This is a genomic window from Guptibacillus algicola, assembly GCF_020171805.1.
Lineage (GTDB): Bacteria > Bacillota > Bacilli > Bacillales > Guptibacillaceae > Guptibacillus > Guptibacillus algicola.
The window spans coordinates 549274-568632 of the sequence record NZ_JAIVAF010000003.1 but is presented as its reverse complement, the minus strand read 5'-3'; the positions used below and the strand labels follow the sequence as shown (position 1 = coordinate 568632).

General features: G+C 40.8%; 25 protein-coding genes. 7 read left to right on the top strand and 18 right to left on the bottom strand.

All coding sequences use genetic code 11. From position 1 onward, the window contains the following. Nucleotides 1-33: 33 nt before the first annotated feature. The 17 genes from LCM09_RS10525 to LCM09_RS10445 all read right to left on the bottom strand — a co-directional run bounded on the left by LCM09_RS10525 (nt 34) and on the right by LCM09_RS10445 (nt 13213). Nucleotides 34-1896, bottom strand: a complete 1863-nt coding sequence (locus LCM09_RS10525) for a PAS domain S-box protein (protein ID WP_224881357.1) — start codon at nt 1894-1896, stop codon at nt 34-36. Between the two features lie 112 nt (nt 1897-2008). After that, the gene (locus LCM09_RS10520; protein ID WP_224881355.1) at nt 2009-2248 is read right to left on the bottom strand and encodes a hypothetical protein; all 240 of its coding nucleotides are present in this window, start codon (nt 2246-2248) and stop codon (nt 2009-2011) included. Between the two features lie 71 nt (nt 2249-2319). Then, nucleotides 2320-2469 (bottom strand): aspartyl-phosphate phosphatase Spo0E family protein, encoded by a 150-nt coding sequence (locus LCM09_RS10515; RefSeq protein WP_224881354.1) that lies wholly within the window; start codon nt 2467-2469, stop codon nt 2320-2322. 338 nt (nt 2470-2807) lie between these two features. Further along, complete coding sequence (locus LCM09_RS10510) at nt 2808-2978, bottom strand: H-type small acid-soluble spore protein (protein WP_224881352.1); 171 nt, start codon at nt 2976-2978, stop codon at nt 2808-2810. 63 nt (nt 2979-3041) lie between these two features. Next, a complete protein-coding gene (locus LCM09_RS10505; RefSeq protein WP_224881350.1) occupies nt 3042-3680 on the bottom strand; it encodes an HD domain-containing protein in 639 nt (212 codons plus the stop codon). Between the two features lie 526 nt (nt 3681-4206). Next, entirely contained in the window at nt 4207-4932 is a 726-nt protein-coding gene (locus LCM09_RS10500; RefSeq protein WP_224881348.1) for a SurA N-terminal domain-containing protein, read from the bottom strand. A 131-nt stretch (nt 4933-5063) separates the two neighbouring features. Further along, nucleotides 5064-5741 (bottom strand): amino acid ABC transporter permease, encoded by a 678-nt coding sequence (locus LCM09_RS10495; RefSeq protein WP_224881346.1) that lies wholly within the window; start codon nt 5739-5741, stop codon nt 5064-5066. A gap of 16 nt (nt 5742-5757) precedes the next feature. Then, nucleotides 5758-6609 (bottom strand): transporter substrate-binding domain-containing protein, encoded by an 852-nt coding sequence (locus LCM09_RS10490; protein WP_224881345.1) that lies wholly within the window; start codon nt 6607-6609, stop codon nt 5758-5760. A 180-nt stretch (nt 6610-6789) separates the two neighbouring features. Continuing rightward, entirely contained in the window at nt 6790-7044 is a 255-nt protein-coding gene (locus tag LCM09_RS10485; RefSeq protein WP_224881343.1) for a hypothetical protein, read from the bottom strand. Nucleotides 7045-7110: 66 nt separating this feature from the next. Then, entirely contained in the window at nt 7111-8949 is a 1839-nt protein-coding gene (locus tag LCM09_RS10480) for an LTA synthase family protein (RefSeq protein WP_224882928.1), read from the bottom strand. A gap of 132 nt (nt 8950-9081) precedes the next feature. Beyond that, nucleotides 9082-9354 (bottom strand): hypothetical protein, encoded by a 273-nt coding sequence (locus LCM09_RS10475; RefSeq protein ID WP_224881341.1) that lies wholly within the window; start codon nt 9352-9354, stop codon nt 9082-9084. Between the two features lie 127 nt (nt 9355-9481). Continuing rightward, nucleotides 9482-10261: a formate dehydrogenase accessory sulfurtransferase FdhD gene (gene fdhD / locus LCM09_RS10470; RefSeq protein WP_224881339.1), complete on the bottom strand. Its 780-nt coding sequence runs from the start codon at nt 10259-10261 to the stop codon at nt 9482-9484. 4 nt (nt 10262-10265) lie between these two features. Continuing rightward, nucleotides 10266-11285, bottom strand: a complete 1020-nt coding sequence (gene moaA, locus LCM09_RS10465; RefSeq protein ID WP_224881337.1) for a GTP 3',8-cyclase MoaA — start codon at nt 11283-11285, stop codon at nt 10266-10268. 128 nt (nt 11286-11413) lie between these two features. Next, nucleotides 11414-11896: a ribonuclease H-like YkuK family protein gene (locus tag LCM09_RS10460; RefSeq protein ID WP_224881335.1), complete on the bottom strand. Its 483-nt coding sequence runs from the start codon at nt 11894-11896 to the stop codon at nt 11414-11416. Between the two features lie 89 nt (nt 11897-11985). Continuing rightward, nucleotides 11986-12192, bottom strand: coding sequence for a DUF2188 domain-containing protein (locus LCM09_RS10455; RefSeq protein ID WP_224881333.1), 207 nt, complete (start codon nt 12190-12192; stop codon nt 11986-11988). Nucleotides 12193-12245: 53 nt separating this feature from the next. Further along, nucleotides 12246-12497 carry a hypothetical protein gene (locus LCM09_RS10450; protein WP_224881331.1) on the bottom strand — a complete coding sequence of 84 codons (252 nt, stop codon included), beginning with the start codon at nt 12495-12497 and terminating at the stop codon, nt 12246-12248. Nucleotides 12498-12553: 56 nt separating this feature from the next. Then, complete coding sequence (locus LCM09_RS10445) at nt 12554-13213, bottom strand: DUF4397 domain-containing protein (protein ID WP_224881329.1); 660 nt, start codon at nt 13211-13213, stop codon at nt 12554-12556. Nucleotides 13214-13419: 206 nt separating this feature from the next. On the opposite strand from LCM09_RS10445, the gene LCM09_RS10440 reads away from it, so the two are divergent. From LCM09_RS10440 to LCM09_RS10415, 6 genes are all read left to right on the top strand, one after another. Further along, entirely contained in the window at nt 13420-13641 is a 222-nt protein-coding gene (locus tag LCM09_RS10440; protein ID WP_224881327.1) for a spore germination protein, read from the top strand. 72 nt (nt 13642-13713) lie between these two features. After that, nucleotides 13714-14325: a spore germination protein GerPC gene (gene gerPC / locus LCM09_RS10435; protein ID WP_224881325.1), complete on the top strand. Its 612-nt coding sequence runs from the start codon at nt 13714-13716 to the stop codon at nt 14323-14325. Beyond that, nucleotides 14322-14498, top strand: coding sequence for a spore gernimation protein GerPD (locus tag LCM09_RS10430; RefSeq protein WP_224881323.1), 177 nt, complete (start codon nt 14322-14324; stop codon nt 14496-14498). Before gerPC ends, LCM09_RS10430 begins: the two co-directional genes overlap by 4 nt. Then, on the top strand, nt 14495-14905 hold the full coding sequence (locus tag LCM09_RS10425) for a spore germination protein GerPE (protein ID WP_224881321.1): 411 nt from the start codon (nt 14495-14497) through the stop codon (nt 14903-14905). The genes LCM09_RS10430 and LCM09_RS10425 overlap by 4 nt, the downstream gene beginning before the upstream one ends. Nucleotides 14906-14948: 43 nt before the next feature. Beyond that, nucleotides 14949-15164, top strand: a complete 216-nt coding sequence (locus LCM09_RS10420) for a spore germination protein (RefSeq protein ID WP_224881319.1) — start codon at nt 14949-14951, stop codon at nt 15162-15164. 14 nt (nt 15165-15178) lie between these two features. Further along, nucleotides 15179-15385, top strand: a complete 207-nt coding sequence (locus LCM09_RS10415) for a spore germination protein GerPB (protein WP_318246507.1) — start codon at nt 15179-15181, stop codon at nt 15383-15385. A gap of 97 nt (nt 15386-15482) precedes the next feature. Here the strand turns inward: LCM09_RS10415 and LCM09_RS10410 are convergent, their stop codons facing one another. After that, entirely contained in the window at nt 15483-18350 is a 2868-nt protein-coding gene (locus LCM09_RS10410) for a transglycosylase domain-containing protein (RefSeq protein WP_224881317.1), read from the bottom strand. Between the two features lie 134 nt (nt 18351-18484). Between LCM09_RS10410 and LCM09_RS10405 the strand changes: the two genes are divergently transcribed. Next, nucleotides 18485-19336 carry a superoxide dismutase gene (locus LCM09_RS10405; RefSeq protein ID WP_404800810.1) on the top strand — a complete coding sequence of 284 codons (852 nt, stop codon included), beginning with the start codon at nt 18485-18487 and terminating at the stop codon, nt 19334-19336. The last annotated feature ends 23 nt before the right edge of the window (nt 19337-19359 follow it).

Genomic DNA, 19359 nt, shown 5'->3' with positions numbered 1-19359 from the left:
TTAAAAAAAAAGAAAGGCACCCTCAACTGGGTGCTATTGTTGTAAATCTAATGGAAGCTTAATCGCCACTGTTGTTCCTAAACCTTCTTCACTCGCAAACGTCATCTCACCTTTATGATTTTGAATGATCCTTCTACAAATCATCAATCCAAGACCATTTCCTTTTTTCTTAGTAGTATAGAATGGCTCACCGAGGTGTGATAGCTGGTGATCTGGTATACCAGTTCCATTATCTTTCACTTCGATCATGATGTCTGTGGAATCAACGTAAACGGATACAACAATTTCTCCTCCGTCTGGCATCGCTTCGATTGCATTCTTTAGAACGTTGATCAAAACTTGCTTGATTTGATTTTCACTGCATGTGATGGCAGGGACTGTCTTTATTAGCCGAGTAAATATCTGCACATTATTCAATATTGCCTGCGTTTCAATTAGGGTTAGTACATTCTCGATGAGGTCGAGGATGTTCGCCTTTTCATAGGTAACTGCTTGAGGTCGCGCCAAGACCATAAATTCGTTTACGATCATGTTGATTCGGTCTAGTTCAGACATCATGATCTTGATAAACTCCTGATCACTCTCATCCGATAGCCTAGATTTCAGTATTTGTGTAAACCCTTTCAAGGATGTGAGTGGGTTCCTGATTTCATGAGCCACTCCAGCAGCAAGTTCTCCTATGACGGATAGTTTGTCAGACGTTCTTAGAAACTCTTCAGTTTGTTTTCGATTTGTAATATCTTTCCTAATATAAACATATTGATAAGGCTCTCCCTCATCATCAAGAAAAGGAACGATCGTAGTATCTACCCAGAAAACCTCTCCGTTCTTCTTTTTATTATTGATTTCACCTTTCCACACTTCACCTTTGCTTATTTTGCTTCTCATCTCAGTGAAAAAAGATTCTGGGTGATAGCCTGAATCTAGAATCATATGCTCTTCACCAATCAACTCCTTTTTCATGTATCCAGATGTCTCACAGAACTTGTCATTGACTGACGTGATCTTGCCTCTTTTGTCTGCGATCGACACGAGCGCACTTTCATCGAGTGCATACTTCATGTCCTTGAGCTGTTTGAGTGTTTGCTTCAATTCACGCTCTGCTTCTTTTTTCTCAGTGATATCTCTTGTGACAACAACGAGCGTTCGCTCATTGTCTAAGCCACTAGGAATAAGCGTCGCTCGATCTTCAAGACAGAGCCACGAACCGTTCGCATGTTTTCTACGAAACTCAACCACAGCAGGAGATGGGTCTTGAGGATCGTTTTTCAATAAATTACTTATGCTCCTCTTATCACCGGGATAGACATCCAGTGTGATCGATCGACCTAAATAATAGTGAGGAGAATATCCAAGAATCGTTTCATGGGATGGTGATGCGTAAATAACAGTATCATTTTCAACGTTAACAAGACTTATTAATTCTGAAGTATGCTCAGCGATAAGCCTGTACTTCTCCTGGCTTTCCTTTAACGCTACTGCGGTTTTTCTTTCTAACGTAATATCTCTAACAATGCTAAAAGCACCATCGACCTTATTATTAATGTAAATAGGAATCGTGATGATCTCAACATCTACTCTGTTCCTAGTTACATGTATTAGTGTTGTTTGAAGCTTAGAAATCTTTCCTGCTAGTGTGTTTCTAAATGCTTCTTCTACTTTCTTCCGATCCGCATGTATGATAAATTCCGTGTAATGTTTATTTAAAACACTTTCTCCATTTTGCTGTGCAAACTGTTCGCCATACCCATTCATATTCGTGATGTATCCATTTAGATTAAGAGAAAACATCATACCAGGATAATGGGTGAAGAGAGACAGATATGTTTCGTATTCTCTATGTAGCTCATGAAGCTGATGTTTCTCTATGAGAATATTTTCTGACTGTTTGACCATTGTTCCCTCCCCAGTGCATGGTTATCGTTATCATCATAAACTTTTCTACATGGTCAGGTTTTTATCCTGCATATAATTAGTAAAAAAATCCAACAAAAAAAGCCGTCCTCTATTAACGGCTTTTACACTGGTGAAGTGGATCAACCTCATCTTTCCACATCTCTTCATTTCGAAGAGCAAATAACGTCCAGTCATCATTTCCATTATAATTAGTATCATTGCATTCTCGAAACTGAACGATTGCTTGAAAGATATCTCCTTCAATTGATTCTAGTAATTGGTTGCGTTTCGGGTGATCCTGTATCCAGTCAAACAACTCCTTATTAAGAATTGCCTTAAGATCAATTTTCATGACGATTTCCTCCTCATTTAAACCCACACAGGAAGAAAAATAGTTGATCTCTCATTTCTCTAACCCGCTAGTTACGTAGCCCGGCGTTGCATGAGTGCATTTAACAACCGGTCTAATTCCTGGCTGCAGCGAATCGTTTTCTCAGAAGCAAATCCATATCGTCCTGCTATATCAAACATTTCTTTTCGTTTCTTTTCAATGATTGCCTCAAACTCATACATTCTGCATTCCTCCTCACTCGAACACATAACCATTATGCCCAATACTAAGAGGAATCAAAACGCATTCGACTAAACTTCTAATTACTTTGCATAAGCTGCTTCCATTAGACAAGCTTCGCCGCAACTGCTTTAATACAATTGTTATAAGAAAGTCATTTACATTACTTATTTGTCTTATTCCCCGTAAAGCTTAGAATAATGCATTTACTAGAAAAGAAGTTCACAGGAAGCAGGAAACACATCGTTTTTACTACTACCGTACGCCAATTAACCATCATCTTATCCATACAAAAAGAGAACCAGCAGTGCTGATTCTCTCTTCCTATTCATTATTTTTATTACTGCTCAAATAGCTGATAAAGCGACACATCATGTTCATGATCGGGGCGATCGGTTTCATGAATTCTTGCTGTTTCCTTTTGTTCATTAACGCTCGTTAACCAAACTGGAACGCCATTATGATGGACTTGAATGTCTTCTTTTGAAGAGATAATTTGTTTTGCTCTCATTGCATCCACTAGAAACACCCTCTCGTCTTTTGTTTTCAGTTTGTACTAGTGAATGGAGTTTATTCACACTTTTTTCTTACCTTCCCATTCATAATGAAACTGTTCTAGAAACGACTCCATACATGCATGCCTTTCTTCTGCAAGCTCTTTTCCTTTTTCTGTGTTCATCAAGTCTTTCAGCTTTAATAGCTTTTCATAGAAATGATTAATCGCGGTTGAGCGACCTTCTCTATAGCTCGATGCAGACATTTCTTCTCTAGGAGTAAGGCTCGGGTCATACATCATGTCACCTTTTGACCCTGCGTAAACAAATGTACGAGCAATACCGATTGCTCCGATCGCATCTAATCGATCAGCATCCTGCACGACTTTTGCTTCGAGTGAGCGGACGGGAGGCATTTTTCCGCCTTTAAATGAAATGGTCGAAATAATCTCGATAATATGATTTCTGTCATTTTCTTCTACGTGCCTCAAGAGCTTTTCGACTTCTTTGAAACCTTCTTCAGGACATGTAAGTTTATCATCGACAAGATCATGAACAAGCGCCGCAGCTTCACAAACAAATAAGTTGGCCTGTTCTGCTTCTGCAATGATTATTGCAAGTCTTGTTACACGATCAATATGTGACCAGTCATGTCCGCTCCCTTCATTTTCAAGCTTTTGCTCTACGTACCTACGTAATTCTTGGATAACATTCTCCACGTTATAGCCTCCTCATTCTTTCACAAAAAAAGGTCAGCTTATGCTGACCTACAGTTTGTAGAGAAACCTGATTAATGTGTTCCCTATGCCGTAGGAGTTTGAATACCACAAGATTCCTGTGGACGAACGCCCGAGCCTCATCGAGGACAAAAAGCCGTCCACTCAGAGTCTCGAACGCCCGTTTTCCACGGGAGTCAAGTGGTATTCACTCCTACTAGGTAGCAGTCAATGAAAGCAAACTTTCCGACTGATTATAATTAAGTAGTCCTCTGTTTTATATTCCTAAAAGTAACTTTATGGCTTTTCTTGTTTTCAAAACCACATATTAATGCTGATTGGAGCGGAAGCTCGACTCCTGCGGGACGTGCGGGACAGGTGAGACCCCACAGGAGCGTTTTGAAAGCGACGAGGAGACTCACCGCCCGCCCCGCGGAAAGCGAGCATCCTGTAGCGGAAATCACTACTATATCCGAGGCGAATGGACCTTTCTACTTTCTCGACAATCTGAAGGTCAGCTTATGCTGACCTAGACCATTTCTTCTATTTCTGCATTTTCTTTTAGCTTATTTCTAAGTTCTTGAACTTCTTTCTGCAGCTTTGTTTCTTCAAGGTAACTTTTGATGCGATCTTTCATTTCATCATAAGAAGGGGGGTTTTCCGCATCTTTTGTGAACTGTTCATCGTAAAATGCTTTCATTTCTTCTTCTGTTACTTCTGGTGTCTTAACGTTTTCTTCAACGTATTTATCAACAACCACGATATTAGCATATTGCCGTTCGAGTTGCTCAAGGGTAATTCCTTGCGCTTTCAACGCTTCTTGTAACTGTTCTTCACTTTCGAACTGTGATTTCACTTGATCAAGCTCGGTTTCAACTTCTTTATCCGATGCCTCAAAGCCTTGTTCCTTAGCTTCTTGTAAGAGAAGCTCCTGACCGATCAAGTTATCCATTACTTCTTTTTTGATCGTTTCAGCTGTTTCAGTCTTAGAAGGGTCTTTCCCTTCCATCGTGTAACGCAGCTGTGTTTGCATCAACATGGAGTTGTAATCTTTCCCGCTGATTTCTTCTCCGTTAACAGTCGCTACAACGCTATCCGCATCGACTTTCATCGCCTCGAGTTCTTTCTGCGTATCCTCCATCGAAACGGTATCATCAGTAGACTCTTTTTCCTTATTGGCTTCTCCCTCATTGTTCGAACAAGCAGCCAGCAACAGCACTGCTAGCAGGACTAGCAAACTTAATTGTTTCTTCATGGTGTGAACGTTCTCCCTTCAAATTTAGCTCATAAGTAAATCGTATCACAAATCTTATCATTTTTACGATACAGATAAGGTAATTATGGTAATTTTTTGATACTTACAAAAAAATCCCTGCAAGACAGGGATTAGTTCACATAATAGTAACGCTTCTCTAGTAATTCTTGTAAGAACGACACGCCTACACATACACCCCAATAGATGAAGGCTACTAATATATAGAGAGTCATAAAATCAAATTCTCGCCCTCCAACAATTTGGGCGTGATGAAGGAGTTCCGGCACCGTAATTACTGCTGCTAGAGAAGATGCCTTGATTAAATCTAACATTACATTCGATAAAGGAGGAATTGCAATCCGTGTAGCTTGGGGCAAGACGACCTCTCTCATTGTTTGCCAATAAGACATACCGAGAGCTGTTGAAGCTTCCCATTGACCCTTTTCGATTGAGGATAACGCAGATCGCTGAATCTCTGCGATATACGCGGAGCTGTTCAAACTAAATCCGATCAGCGCAGCTGTAATAGCAGAAAACTCGATTCCAGCCATAGGAAGACCGAAGTATAAGATGTAAAGAAATACTAGGATCGGTGTTCCTCTCATAAATGAAATGTACAACCGTGCCGGCCAACGTAAAGCCCTCACTTTAGACATTCGACCGAGTGCTAGAAACAACCCTAAAAACAGACCGACTAGCATTCCGACGACAGCGATTAACATCGTTAACCCTAGTCCCTCAATGACATAGGGAAACGATCTTAAGGCAAGGTCTGCATCAAATAGGTTTTCAGGTTGAAAGGTACCCATTTGTTACATCACCCTTCTATTTATCAAAATCGATATCAGGCTCGACTGATACATCCGCACCGTTGAAGAACTCTGCAGAAATTTCTTTAAGTGTGCCATCTTCCTTCATTTCCTTAACTGTCTCGTTAACTTTCTTCTCTAGCTCGTCATTTCCATTATTCATTACAATTGCTTGGTTATTTGGTAAATACTTAATGTCAGGGTGAATCGTGATATTCAACTCAGGAAATGCAGCAAGAGCTAGTGTTTGAAGGTAATAATCATTTAGAATGATATCCGTACGTCCAGTCGACACATCTCGTAAATATTGTTCGTTGGTTGCATTCGAATAGATCTTTTCTTCTGCACCATTCTCTCGAGCAACCTCCATATAAACAGTCGTAGATGCTCCTGCAGCAATCTTTCCTTCAAGGTCATCTAATGATTCGATACCTGAAAGGTCGTCTTTACGAACGATCGCTGTTCCATAAGAATATTTAACAGGCTCAGAAAAAGTGAACTTCTCTTGACGCTTTTCTGTATCAGTAATGTCGTTTGCAGCTAGATCTACTTGACCTGATTTAAGGCTTGTCAGCATACCATCAAAGCCCATTTCTTTGAATTCAACCTCTAGATCAAGACGTTTTGCTAGTTCTTTCACTACTTCTACTTCATACCCAGTAATCTCATCTGATCCTTCTTTATAGTATGAAGTTGGGTATAGCGTGCCTGAAGTTGCAACGACCAGCTTGCCTTCTTCTTTAATTTCATCCCACTTTGAAGTGGTTTCTTCACTTTCTTTTTGTTCGTCATTCGAACAAGCGCTTATGGCTAACACGAGAAGTCCTACAATTACCATAGGAGCAAATCGTTTTATGTACTTAAACATAGTAATAATCCCCCTTTACTGTACTAAACAGTTAAAAATATATCATTGTTATACGACAAAATGCAACAAATAGGGCTATTTTCTTCAATATACCAAGTATTCATATTCTTCGCAAAATAATAATGAGCACTCCCAAAAAACTCGGGAGTGCTCAAACGCTGTTTTTAAGTTGTACTAGACTTAATGATTCGGCAATTGCTCATCGATCTTTTCGTGAAGATAAGCGGTTGCTTCATCCAAGTGTTTGACCGCTTCCTCAGGAAAACGATCGATTTCTTTCGCTCTTTTCACATGACCATACAGCACCAAGTCTTGTGAATTCATAATGATTTCAAGAACTTCACTACCGATTTCATCTTTTCTCTCATCCATATGAATCGCTGTTTTGTATTCACGGATAACTTCAGTCAATATTTGCAAACGTTGAATATCCATACACTCAAACTCCTTATTCATAGTCCTATTAAAGAGTATCATGATTGTGACTCTTTTTACATCATCTCACTCCATAAATCGAAGGAGATCACCGTAGATCACGCGATCTGAGAAGTCCAGTTCATCTTGAACGTGATCAAAGTGGCGTGCACATTTGTTTCGATTCGTTTTCTCAGTTGTTTCTTTGTTGTAACACGTGTTCTTCGTGTATACATACTCTTCCGTCACGAAGCTTCCATCTCTCAAAATGACCAAGTTCTTTCGATCTGGGGCGAGCAAGCTTCTTCCAAAATTCAAGCTCTTTTGTTCATTCACACCAAGAAGTTCAAGAATGGTCGGCTTTAAGTCAATTTGACCCCCAACAGTGTTAAACACCTTCCCTTCTTCTCCAGGAACATGGATGATCAGTGGAACTTTTTGCAGCTGAACGTGTTCAACTGGACCGATCTCTTTGCCAAGGTATTCTCCAATCGCATCATTATACGTTTCTGATAAACCATAGTGATCTCCATATAAGACGAAGATCGAATCTTCATATAATCCTTCTGCTTTTAAGTCTTTAAAGAATTTCTTAATGGATTCATCTTCGTAACGTACTGTCGCGAAATACCGGTTCACAACATCCTTACTCGTATCAGGTAACGGGATGAGCGTATCTTCCTCTTCTAGCAAATAAGGAAAGTGGTTTGTGAGCGTAAGGAACTTTGCAGAATAAGGCTCTTCTAATTCTTTCAAATAAGGAATCGATTGTTCAAAGAACGGGATATCCTTCAACCCGTAATTAATTGAGTTCTCATCCGTTACATCGAAATCTTTCTTGGAAAAATAACGGTCATACCCAAGCGTTTCATACATTTCTTCACGGTTCCAAAACTGACGATCATTACCGTGAAAAGATGTTGTCGTATACCCTTCATCCTTTAATGCTAATGGAAGGGAGAGAAAATTATTCTCGGGCTTCCTAACGAATACTGAACCTCCAGCAAGTGGGTATAAACTATTATCGATCATGAATTCTGCGTCAGATGTTTTACCTTGTGCTGTTTGGTGATAGAAATTAGGAAAATAAAAGCTCTCATCTTTCAAACTGTTTAAGAAAGGCATCACTTCTTTTCCTTCGACTTTCTCGTCCATCATGAATGCCTGTGTCGATTCAAGCGAAATGAGTATTAAGTTCTTACCTTCAGCTACACCAGCGAAAGACGACCTATCGACACTGTTCTTCTCAACAAATTTCTGAATCTCTGATATATCCGTATCATCTGCAAACACGCTGTTTAATGACGTGATCGATTGGAACGCTACGTCGTACACATGATAAGTATAAGCTCCTAGTGACTTAACGAATAGCTCACGATCATATGATTTCTCAAATAATAATGGATGGATGATAAGTGCGAGCACGGCTGTAACAATGAACATTCCAGCTCCAAATAGTGCTGTTCTTTTCTTTAACTTACTTGATAATGAAACTGAACGTAATCTCCACCTTTTTATAAGCCAAAAGATTACTAGTGAGTCTAATACAAGAAGAGGATCATACCAATTGATCAATTCAACAGTACTTTGACTTAATCCACCAACATTACCGAACTGAAAAAGAACCGGCACCGTAATGAAATCTATGTAAAAACGGTAGTAAAGTACATTTGCATATAAAATGACAGATAACAAAAAATAAACCGCTAGCATAAGGCCCGGTTTTGAGTATTTCTTGAATAGACCTATCCCCAGCAGCAAACTAATAGCCCCTATTGAATTGATAAACAACAAAAGCTCTTCTCCCACACCTCTTATCGTTAGTGAGAATTCAAATCGATACACTAAATACGTTTTTATAAATAGCAATGCTACCAGCACAAAATAAAATAGCCAGACTTGATCGCTCTTCTTGCCCATTTCCATCTTCTCCAACCCCTTACGTCTCCCTGTGTCGTTCTATCTAGTACTTAATACCACTAATCGAGGGAGACCAAACGGCTACCCTTGTTTCTACTTTACTATTTAAACGAATCATTATCCTATAAAGTTTCGTTTTCAGTAAGAAAAAACAAGTGCAATTACACCAAGTGCTATGAGAAATAAACCTGTTAACACACAAAAAAGTGTCACGACCCACCATGGGATGGAGTCGAGTGCTTTTGTTTCAATAAAAAAAAGAATACTCTCTCCACGATCTGAGTTCTTTGAAGCTCGTGAATGATTGGCTGTATCTGATTTTTTCACTTCAAGCTTATGGAATAGTATCCTTGGACTTGCAACAACCAATAATCCAAATGCAAAAAGTAGCATAGCAATCGTAAAGCTCATCACCAACCCGCCTTTCCTTACTCTGTATGTAAGGTAGTATGAGCGAATAAACGAAAGTTCATGCGAGTCGGTTCAATTTATGAATTAAAATACGCCCAGAGAATAGATCTCTGAGCTTCGCGTCACTTCACAATAGTATTCGATCACTTCTTGTATAGATGTTAAATCCACCGCGCCGAATAAACCCTACCGTTGTAATTTCTAGGTCTTCAGCAAGGCTTAATGCAAGGTCAGTCGGTGCCGATTTCGATAAGAGGACACCGATACCCATCTTAGATAATTTCAGCACAACTTCTGAAGAAATTCTGCCGCTGAACGCAACCGCTACCTCTGATGGTGAAACGTGATTCTGAAGAAGATAGCCGTACAATTTATCCAGCGCATTATGACGCCCGATATCTGTTCTGATCGCAATCATATCTCCATTACTGAAAAGCGCCGCATTATGCACACCGCCTGTCGAACGAAACGTCAACGATTCATCTTGAAGCGTGCTCATATACTGTATACAATCTTCTGCTGAGAGCGTTGGCGCATTCATAATTGTTCTAGCTGTTCTAGAATCGCTTTCTAAATAAAAATGCCTACTTTTTCCGCAACATGAGCTGATTTTCCGCTTTGTATACATGTCAGTTTCGAGCGAAACATTTGTTTCCGCTATTACGTTGACGATTCCATGCGCCTCATTGAACATCATTTCATTAACCGCTTTATGAGAGCGAACGACGCCTTCAGAAGCGAGAAAACCAATCACGAGTTCCTCGAGATCTTGTGGGGTGCATACAACTGTTGCGAATTCAACTCCATTCACTCTGATTGTAAGAGGCTTTTCAAGAGCAATACAATCTTCTTTCTCACGAAAAGCTCCTTTATGATAGCTAACGATTTTTCTATTACTACTCTTCATCACGTCACCCACCTATGAAGGACATTTCGATCTTCTCTCGATTTGCTACTTTTTCTTCCGTTCTCTCATCAGAATAGCGATCATCACGCTTATTCCAAATGGATTCGAGCAGGTCCTTCATTTCATAATCTGACGCACCATTTCGAAGTGGATTCCGTAAGCTTCGTCCCCTGGATGAGAATAAACACGTATACAAAGTACCGTCTGCTGACAATCTTGCACGCGTACAGTTTGAACAGAACGAATCACTTACAGAAGAAATGACCCCGATTTCACCTGCTCCATCGCTGTATGAAAAACGGTTTGCAACTTCGCCATAATACAAAGGTTCAACCTCTTCTAGTGGATACCGTTCTGATAGCTGATTCACGATCTCTTTTTTACTAACAACATGGTCAAATTTCCATCCGTTCGAGTTTCCAACGTCCATATATTCAATAAATCTGACAATATGGCCAGTGTGTCGAAAGTACTCTGCCATCGGAATAATTTCATGATCGTTCACACCTTTTTGAACGACCATATTTATTTTCACCTGTAACCCAGCATCTTTAGCCGCTTGAATACCATCGAGAACAGGCTTAATTTTGGTGCCTCTTCCATTCATTTTCCCGAACGTTTCATCGTTGATCGCATCAAGACTTACATTGACACGATTTAAGCCAGCTTCTTTTAATTTCATAGCATGCTTTTTTAGAAGAGAAGCATTTGTAGTGAGGGCAATATCGTTAAGGCCGTCAATCGTTGCAAGCATATGTACGAGCACATCAAGATCTTTTCTTAAGAGGGGCTCTCCTCCTGTAAGCCTTATTTTCTCCACTCCCAATCCTACAAACAACCTGGCAAGCCTTGTGATCTCCTCAAAACTTAGAAGACTTGCTTTCGGAAGGAATTCATAATCCGGACCAAACGTTTCTTCTGGCATACAATAGCGGCATCGGAAATTGCAGCGGTCCGTTACAGAAATTCGCAAGTCTCGTAACGGACGTTGGTAGACATCATAGACTCTTGACTCTTCAGACATTAACCTCACTCCTTTCGAAAAGTAGTAGTTAGGCTAATGGTAAAGGGTACGAGCACTTTTTTCCAGTACTAACCGTAAAATTCTTGGTTAAGGTTGTCCAAAGAAAAAAACTGACCCGTCTGGTCAGTTTAACTTATTGACTTCGTATACTTATCTGCAACGCTGCTCGCGCCATAAGAATATGGTTTGATACGTGCGATGTATCCTACCGCCGTCACCCATCCAACTACTTCCTGAATGATTTTACGCGTTTCACCTTGCTTTCCAACATCAAGGTGAATTTCAATCGGCCATTTCTTTAAAAGCTGTGCGATTCCCTCATCTTTCAACGATTCCATAAGCTCAAGGCTCATTTCGGTTTCTTTATAAATGCGGTGCCTCAACTCGTGAATTGGCTTATGCTTCTCTCTGCGATAAAAAATCCTCGCACCTTTTCCTACACGATGAATGATTAATGCAGTCACAAATTGTGTTGTTTTTCGTGTTGTTTGAGAGTCCGTACCGATCACAATGCGATACGTCGCTTTTGGATCTTCCTTTGTATACGACTCGATTAACCCAGTAACTTGTTCGACCGTCACTCTTCCAGCTGTGGGACTAATAAAATCCATCACAGTTCCCTTCTTTCATCTAAAAGTAGTAGTTAGTACTACTATATTTATTCAAAAGCTGAAAAATATGTACGCCCGAACCAAATTTACTAGTCATTATAGAGGCTTTTATCCTCGATTTCACCGTCTAGCCTATGCACGATAAGCTCAGAAGGTCTATTAGAATCACAAAGTTCTCTTCCAAACTGATAGGCATCTTCTTTTGTACTGAACGTTTTGGTAGCTTGCTCAGCTCCTTCTCGCTTCACTTGCCAATTCTCATCACTATGGCTTTGAACGTGATAGATCGTCTTCATGAAAGAACCTCCTATTTTCTTTTTTAAAAGTAAATACCACTTCCCACCCTTTTCTAAACGCTTTGCTTCCGCTTAGTGAATAAGAGGACTTCTGCAGGTGCCTTCTCTATCTTAATGATGATCGTTTTGTATCCTTCTTTTTGTTTCGCTTGAAATGTCCTCCTCGTAATCGGGCGTTTGGCTGACCATTGGATTGAAGAAGGGTTTTGCCAGGAATCGTGTGTGATGAGCTCCTGTTTATAAAAATAGTGATTACCACTTTGGTACTGTTCGCAAATATAGCGAACGGTTTGCTTTGTATGCATTCGACTCACTCCTACAGGATAGAAAGAACCGCAGCGGTTATCGCTGCGGTCAACTATTACTTACCATCTTTTAAAAGAACAACGTTTAGCCCTGGGTCACCTTCTAGGAAACCAACAGCTATCGCAGTATAGTTCTGCCCACTTTCGACAGGAATATTCGGAATATCTAAAACTGATTCACTACTTCCGGCTGGCCTGATCTCAAGGTCATATGTTCCTGAGTCAACCATCGTGTAATCTGAAGCGTTACCGAACGACAGATCACTTATGATTGGATCTCCACCTTTTACAGCGATATCGACTGCTGGTGCGTCAGGTGAAGCGTGCACAGCACGGATTCCTGCTTTTTCTGTTGACCCTTTTTCATCTTCTAGAACAAGCAAAGAAAGATCAGAAAGCTTTCCTAAAGCAACAACGGAATAGTCTTTTCCACTACCAATCGTTAACGTCTTCTCTAAAACTGGTTCTCCTTTTCCTCCAGCGGAAGCAGGAAACACTTGAATCTTTCTATCTCCAGGCGCTACAGAAACATAATCCGTTGCCGATTGGAACGAAGCTCCTTCGAAAGCAGGCTTCCCATCGACATAAACATCTACTGCTGGTGCATCTGGAGAAGCATGAATAACTCTTACGTTTGATTGTTCGCCAGCTTGAGTGATCGGGGTTATTCCTACGATCATTAGCGCGGTCAGGAGCAATGAGGCGATAATTTTCATACAGTCACATCCTTTTCTTCTAATATCTGACGAGACTATTTTTCAACAGAATAAAGAGAAATATTCAAAAGAAAAAAACTAACCAGCGGCTACCCCTTATGTTAGGAATAAGTACGAAATGATCGCTTTCCTTAATCACTTGTCTGAACATCAGCCCTTTTTATCGCATACAGTAACAAGAGACGTTAGAAAAAGGATGTGAAATCATGCCGGCATTAGTTGGAGCAATCAAAGTAAACAGCATCGGTAGTAGCGGAGTATTTCATGTCGGTGACGTGTTTATTGTATCTCCTATCAGCACGGCGAAAACCTTTGCTGGTGCAGGTTCATTTAATACAGGAAACGGACTTAATGTGAGTAGTTCCTACAGTGTAACATCTGTAAATGATTCCGATGTTGCTGACCAAAACGTAGTTGCAAATATCTAAAATCGGGCGAACACCTATTATTAAATTGAGCATAGACTGTATGTAAGATTGTGACACGGGAGTGGATTGTCTATGTATCCAAACGACAACTTATATGCGATATTGCAACGGATGCAAGAAACGATTGCTCAACAGGACAATCGAATAACCAAGCTCGAAAAGAAGATAAAGCGGCTCGAATTAAAAATGCAAGAACAATCGCAAACACCTAAAACAAACATTGAAAAAGTTGAATATAAATTTGATCAGCTAAAAATCGAACGATTGGATGGCACATTGAATATTGGACTCACTCCAGGAGCAGGTGGCGAGATGTTAGAAGATTTTACTGTCAACGGACAGCCACAATCTCCTAATTCACCAGCTGCTTCTCCTGAATCGATTCAAGCGATTCAACAAAACGTCCAATCTTATATGCAGAGAGATGCGTTACCACAACTTATGGAATTAGAAAAACAATATAACTATCCCCTCGACGATCCGTATCGTCAGTTTATTTTAAATGATATTCATAAACAGCTCGATCAACGTATCAATCATTACTTGAGTGAAAATGGTACCCGTTCACCATCAGCATCCAATGAGGAAGTAACGGAAGAAATCGTTGAGAAAATCAAGCGAGACGTCGTAAAGGGGATGGAAGCTTTCATTAAAAACTTGCCAAAGGGGATGGAACCACAGTGAAATACACCGTCATAAATAGAGGTCTTTCAGTTGGGCAACTTTCAATCATGGCCGTTGCAAGCTCATCCGTTGTTCTTATCGGTGATACTCAAACAGTTGCATGTTCTTCAATTTTTGATACACCACCTGAGTCCCTAATCGTCACAAGACCATTTGTGCCGATCACAACATGATCATTCCATCTAGAGCTTCGCTCGTTAACTGGATTCGAGTCGCATCGATCGACCTTGCAGGAACAGTGCAAATTGGAGACAGTAATCAAATCACACCTGAAGCACAGGTATATGCTGTACAAAGAGAGTTACCGATCTTCAATGGGGACGAAGCTAAGGATCTATCCGAATTTCCTATTTATTCTCAAGAAATACCGCTTCCTCCCATTACGGAATGTGTTGAACAAATTACCATACAAGAAAACCCCGTCATAAAAGTAGGCGGGATCGACATCATCGGTGTTGCAGCATCTTCAGTTCTCCACGTTGGGTCTACTCAAAGGATACAACTCGAATCTAGGGTGAAAAACATTCGAGAGTTCTTCTCTGATCCTAACGAGGATAAGTCGAACATATCCCCAGATTAGACATAGTATACGGTATAACTATCACTGCAAAGGATGTTTATCCATGCCTTCTATTGTAGGTCCAGTAAAGATTAACAGCGCAGGGGGAGTCGTAAACTTCGGAGACAGTTTTAATACGACACCTAAATCGACTTCAAAAACATATGCAGGTTCTGGTGGTTTTAATACTGGTGATTTCCATGTTGTAAACAACGGCTTCAGCATGACGAATTCCTTCGATCCTGACTTAGCTGACCAAGACATCACTGCAAATAACTAGGGAGCTGAAGAGCCTTGAATTTCTTTGTAAATCAAAACATCGTCATTCATCAGCTTAGAGTAGAAGGAATTTCAAACTCTTCAGTTCTTCAAATTGGCAGTGCAGGGGTCATCAAACCACTTTCTAACCTTTATAATACTGGAGCGTACACAGAGCCAGCGCCGGAGTTCGAATCACAGTCAGAATTTAGTCCTTATGTACCGTTAGCACCTCCATCATAATTCCGCCTTTTTCTCAGGCGGTTTTTTTGTACTTAAAAAAAAGAAAAACCTCTATCAGACGATTAGCGCTCGCCAAGATAGAGGTTTTCTTTATATCTTATTGTTCTTTATCATTCACATTAGAAGAGCTGGTCTTTGAAGCATCACTTGAGGCTTCATCGTCTCCCTCTTCATTCGTTTTTGAAGATTCTTCAGCAGCTTCGGTACTCTCTTCGCTTCCGCTGTTGCTTGAGCCTGAAGCTCCAGTGTCTTCTTCGCTTCCGCTTTCACCTGAGCCTGAACCGCTGGTGCCTTCTTCGCTTCCGCTTTCACCTGAACCTGAACCGCCGGTGCCTTCTTCGCTTCCGCTATCTCCTGAGCCTGAGCCACCAGTCCCTTCTTCGCTTCCGCTATCTCCTGAGCCTGAGCCACCAGTCCCTTCTTCACTTCCGTCGTCGCCTGAGCCTGAGCCACCGGTGCCTTCTTCGCTTCCGCTATCTCCTGAGCCTGAGCCGCCGGTGCCTCCTTCGCTTCCGCTGTCTCCTGAGCCTGAGTCGCCGGTGCCTTCTTCACTTCCGTCGTCACCTGAGCCTGAGCCACCGGTGCCTTCTTCACTTCCGTCGTCACCTGAGCCTGAGCCACCGGTGCCTTCTTCACTTCCGTCATCGCCTGAGCCTGAGCCACCAGTGCCTTCTCCGCTTCCGTCATCGCCTGAGCCTGAGCCACCAGTGCCTTCTTCGCTTCCGGTATCATCATCTCCAGAACCTTCAGCACCTTCTTCAGCGTTTTCTTCATTACTGTCTTCTGAAGTTTCATCCTGCTCTTGAGATTCTGTATCGGTCTGTTCTTCTGAATCGTTATTTCCTTCATTACTTTGCTCATTTTCTTTGTTCTCGTTAGATGATTTCTCATCCTTTTCTTGATCTTTCTTTTTATCTTCATCGTTGTCTTTCTTTTCTGGTTTTGGTTTAGGTAATTTTGCTTTTTCTGGCTCCTCACCTACAAAATACAATTCCTTAATGATTTGGGATGAAGGAGTTTTTGAATTTGCTCGTAGACCTGATTCCTTATCAATTTCTAGCTCCATTATTGAATCTGGTTTCTTGAATGATGCTGTTTCAACATCTTTTGAAACGGTTGTCATCACATGCTTGAACAACAATTTCGCGATGTCATCATCCTTCTTATGAATAAACGTATCAGCTGTCGTTTTGTCATAACCAGTCCAAACTGCAGCTGTATAATTTGTTGTATATCCAGAGAACCACGAGTCAGACGTTCCTTCTGCATTGATATTTTCTGGTAAGTTCGTCGTACCTGTTTTACCTGCAACATCAAGACCTGGGATTGCTGCTTGCATTCCTGTTCCCTCATTGACTACTGTACGGAGCATATCCGTGATCATATACGCTGTTCCTTCACTCATCGCACGCTTTCCTTCTGGTGCTAGATCAAGTTCCTTACCATTCGGATAAACAACTTTCTCAACGCTATAAGGCTCATGATAAACTCCACCAGAGCCGAATGAAGCATAGGCACCTGCAAGCTGCAGTGGAGAAATTCCATTTTTGAAACCTCCAATAGCATACGAAGGATACGTATGATCGATTGGAATTCCAAGATTCTCTGCAAACACCTTAGCCTCTTCACCTCCGACTTCCATAAATGCTTTGATCGCCGGAATGTTATATGACCATTGTAATGCAGTTCTTATCGAGACACTGCCTTGAAATTCATCGTTCCAATTGCTAATTTCTTTATCATTCAGTTCAAGTTTTTCATCGACGAATTGCTTATTCGTAGACCACTTGTGGTTCTCGATACCAGGACCATAATCAAGGATCGGCTTGATTGTAGAACCAGGCTGACGTTTAAGCTGTGTTGCGTAGTTGAATCCTTTTTGAACGTCTTTCTTTTCAGATTGACGATTTCCCCCGATCGCTTTGATCTTTCCAGTTTGCGTATCGATCAAAGCAATTCCTGCTTTGAATTTCTCGTCAGGATAATTCACAGCTTGGTCTGTCGTAAGAGCGTCATCGACTACTTTTTGAGCATTTTGGTCTAGTGTTGTATAAATCTCCAGACCCCCTGTAAACAGTGCCGTTTCAGGAATACCCGCTTTCTTCAAGTCTTCGATCACCTGATCAATAAAAGCGTCGTTCGTCGTCGTAGGTGTTTTTTTCTCGACGATTAGATCAGACACCTTTTGTGATTCAGCCTCTTTTCTTTCTTTTTCATTGATATAACCGTGTTTTTTCATTAAGTAAAGTACGGTTCCTCTTCTCTCTTCTGCAAGATCTTCATGTTTATATGGATCGTAACCAGAAGGTCTCTGCGGTAATCCAGCAAGAAGAGCAGCTTCACTAGTCGTTAATTCATCTAAACTTTTATTGAAGTATGTATCAGCTGCGGTTGCAACCCCATATGCTCCATTACCAAAATAGATTTTATTAACATACATTTCGAAAATTTCTTCTTTTGAATACGCTTCTTCTAATTCCACTGCAAGGTATGCTTCCTGAACTTTACGCTTCATCGTTTTTTCAGGCTCTAGAAGCATGTTCTTCACAACTTGCTGTGTGATCGTACTTGCGCCCTCAGCACCAAATCCTTCCTTGATGTTCGCTAAGATTGCACCACCGATTCGTTTCACATCAACACCTTTGTGATCCCAGAACCTCACATCTTCAACTGCGATAAACGCGTTTACAACATGATCTGGTATATCTTCAAAAGCAACGGTTTTTCTATGCTCTTTACCGATTAAATCTTTTATTTTATTCCCTTCTCGATCGTAGATCGTTGACGATTGAGCAAGGTTTAGCTCTTTTTCGTTAAGTTTAGGCGCGTCATTTATATATGCATACGTATTATAGCCACCAAAAGATAAACCAAAAATCATGATAAATACCATGCTAAGTGCTGTGTATCGTAAAAAAGTGCGCTTTTTAACCTGTTTCTGCCCCTTTTCGTTATGTTTCCCCATAATAATCCCACCTTAAAGGTCTTAGTCTATATGAGGGAATACCCAACCAGTCGATTTTAAAAACATTAAATTTTGATGAAACGATTTTCATTTCTGTGTCATATAGTATTAACGGCATACAAAGGAGGATGATCATGGACAATTCCACATCGAATGATCTTTTGGTTTGGGGAAAAACATTTTATGAAAAAATCAGCACTCAATCTAGAGATAGTGACCAGTACAGCAAGCTCCTTCCGCTAACAGAAAACTGGTTAAAAGATCTCGAACATCATGTTCAACTTCAAGACTCCTCACCTAACAGTTCTTTATACATGAGAGCGGCAGACCTCTACAATGAGTGGAAATCGATCAGACGAGAAAGTGTACCGATCGGTGGTCACACGCTTCCACCACTCCCTTACGCTTACGATGCTTTAGAACCATATATTTCTCAGCGCATCATGAAACTTCACCATGATAAACATCATCAAAGCTATGTAGATGGATTGAATAAGGCAGAAAAAGAACTTGAGAAAGCTAGAAAGAAAGGAAACTACGATCTCATCAAACATTGGGAAAGAGAGTTAGCTTTTAACGGCGCAGGACATTATCTGCATACGATATTCTGGAAAACGATGACCCCACATGGAGGAAAACCATCGGGAGTTCTACTAGATGAAATCAATAAAAGCTTCGGTAGCTTTAAGAAGTTCAAAGAACAGTTCACGAATGCTGCTAATAAAGTAGAAGGCTCAGGCTGGGCGATCCTCGTGTGGTCACCTGTCTCAAGACGGCTTGAGATTCTTCAAGCAGAGAAACATCAAAATTTAAGTCAGTGGGATGTTATTCCTCTTCTTGCACTCGATGTATGGGAGCACGCGTATTACCTTCAATACGAAAATAAGCGCAAGGACTATATCGATAACTGGTGGAATGTTGTGAACTGGCTCGAAGTGACACACAGACTTGAAACAGCTCAAAATGTAAAATGGGAGTCTTTTTAATCCAAAAAAGCAAAGACATTGTC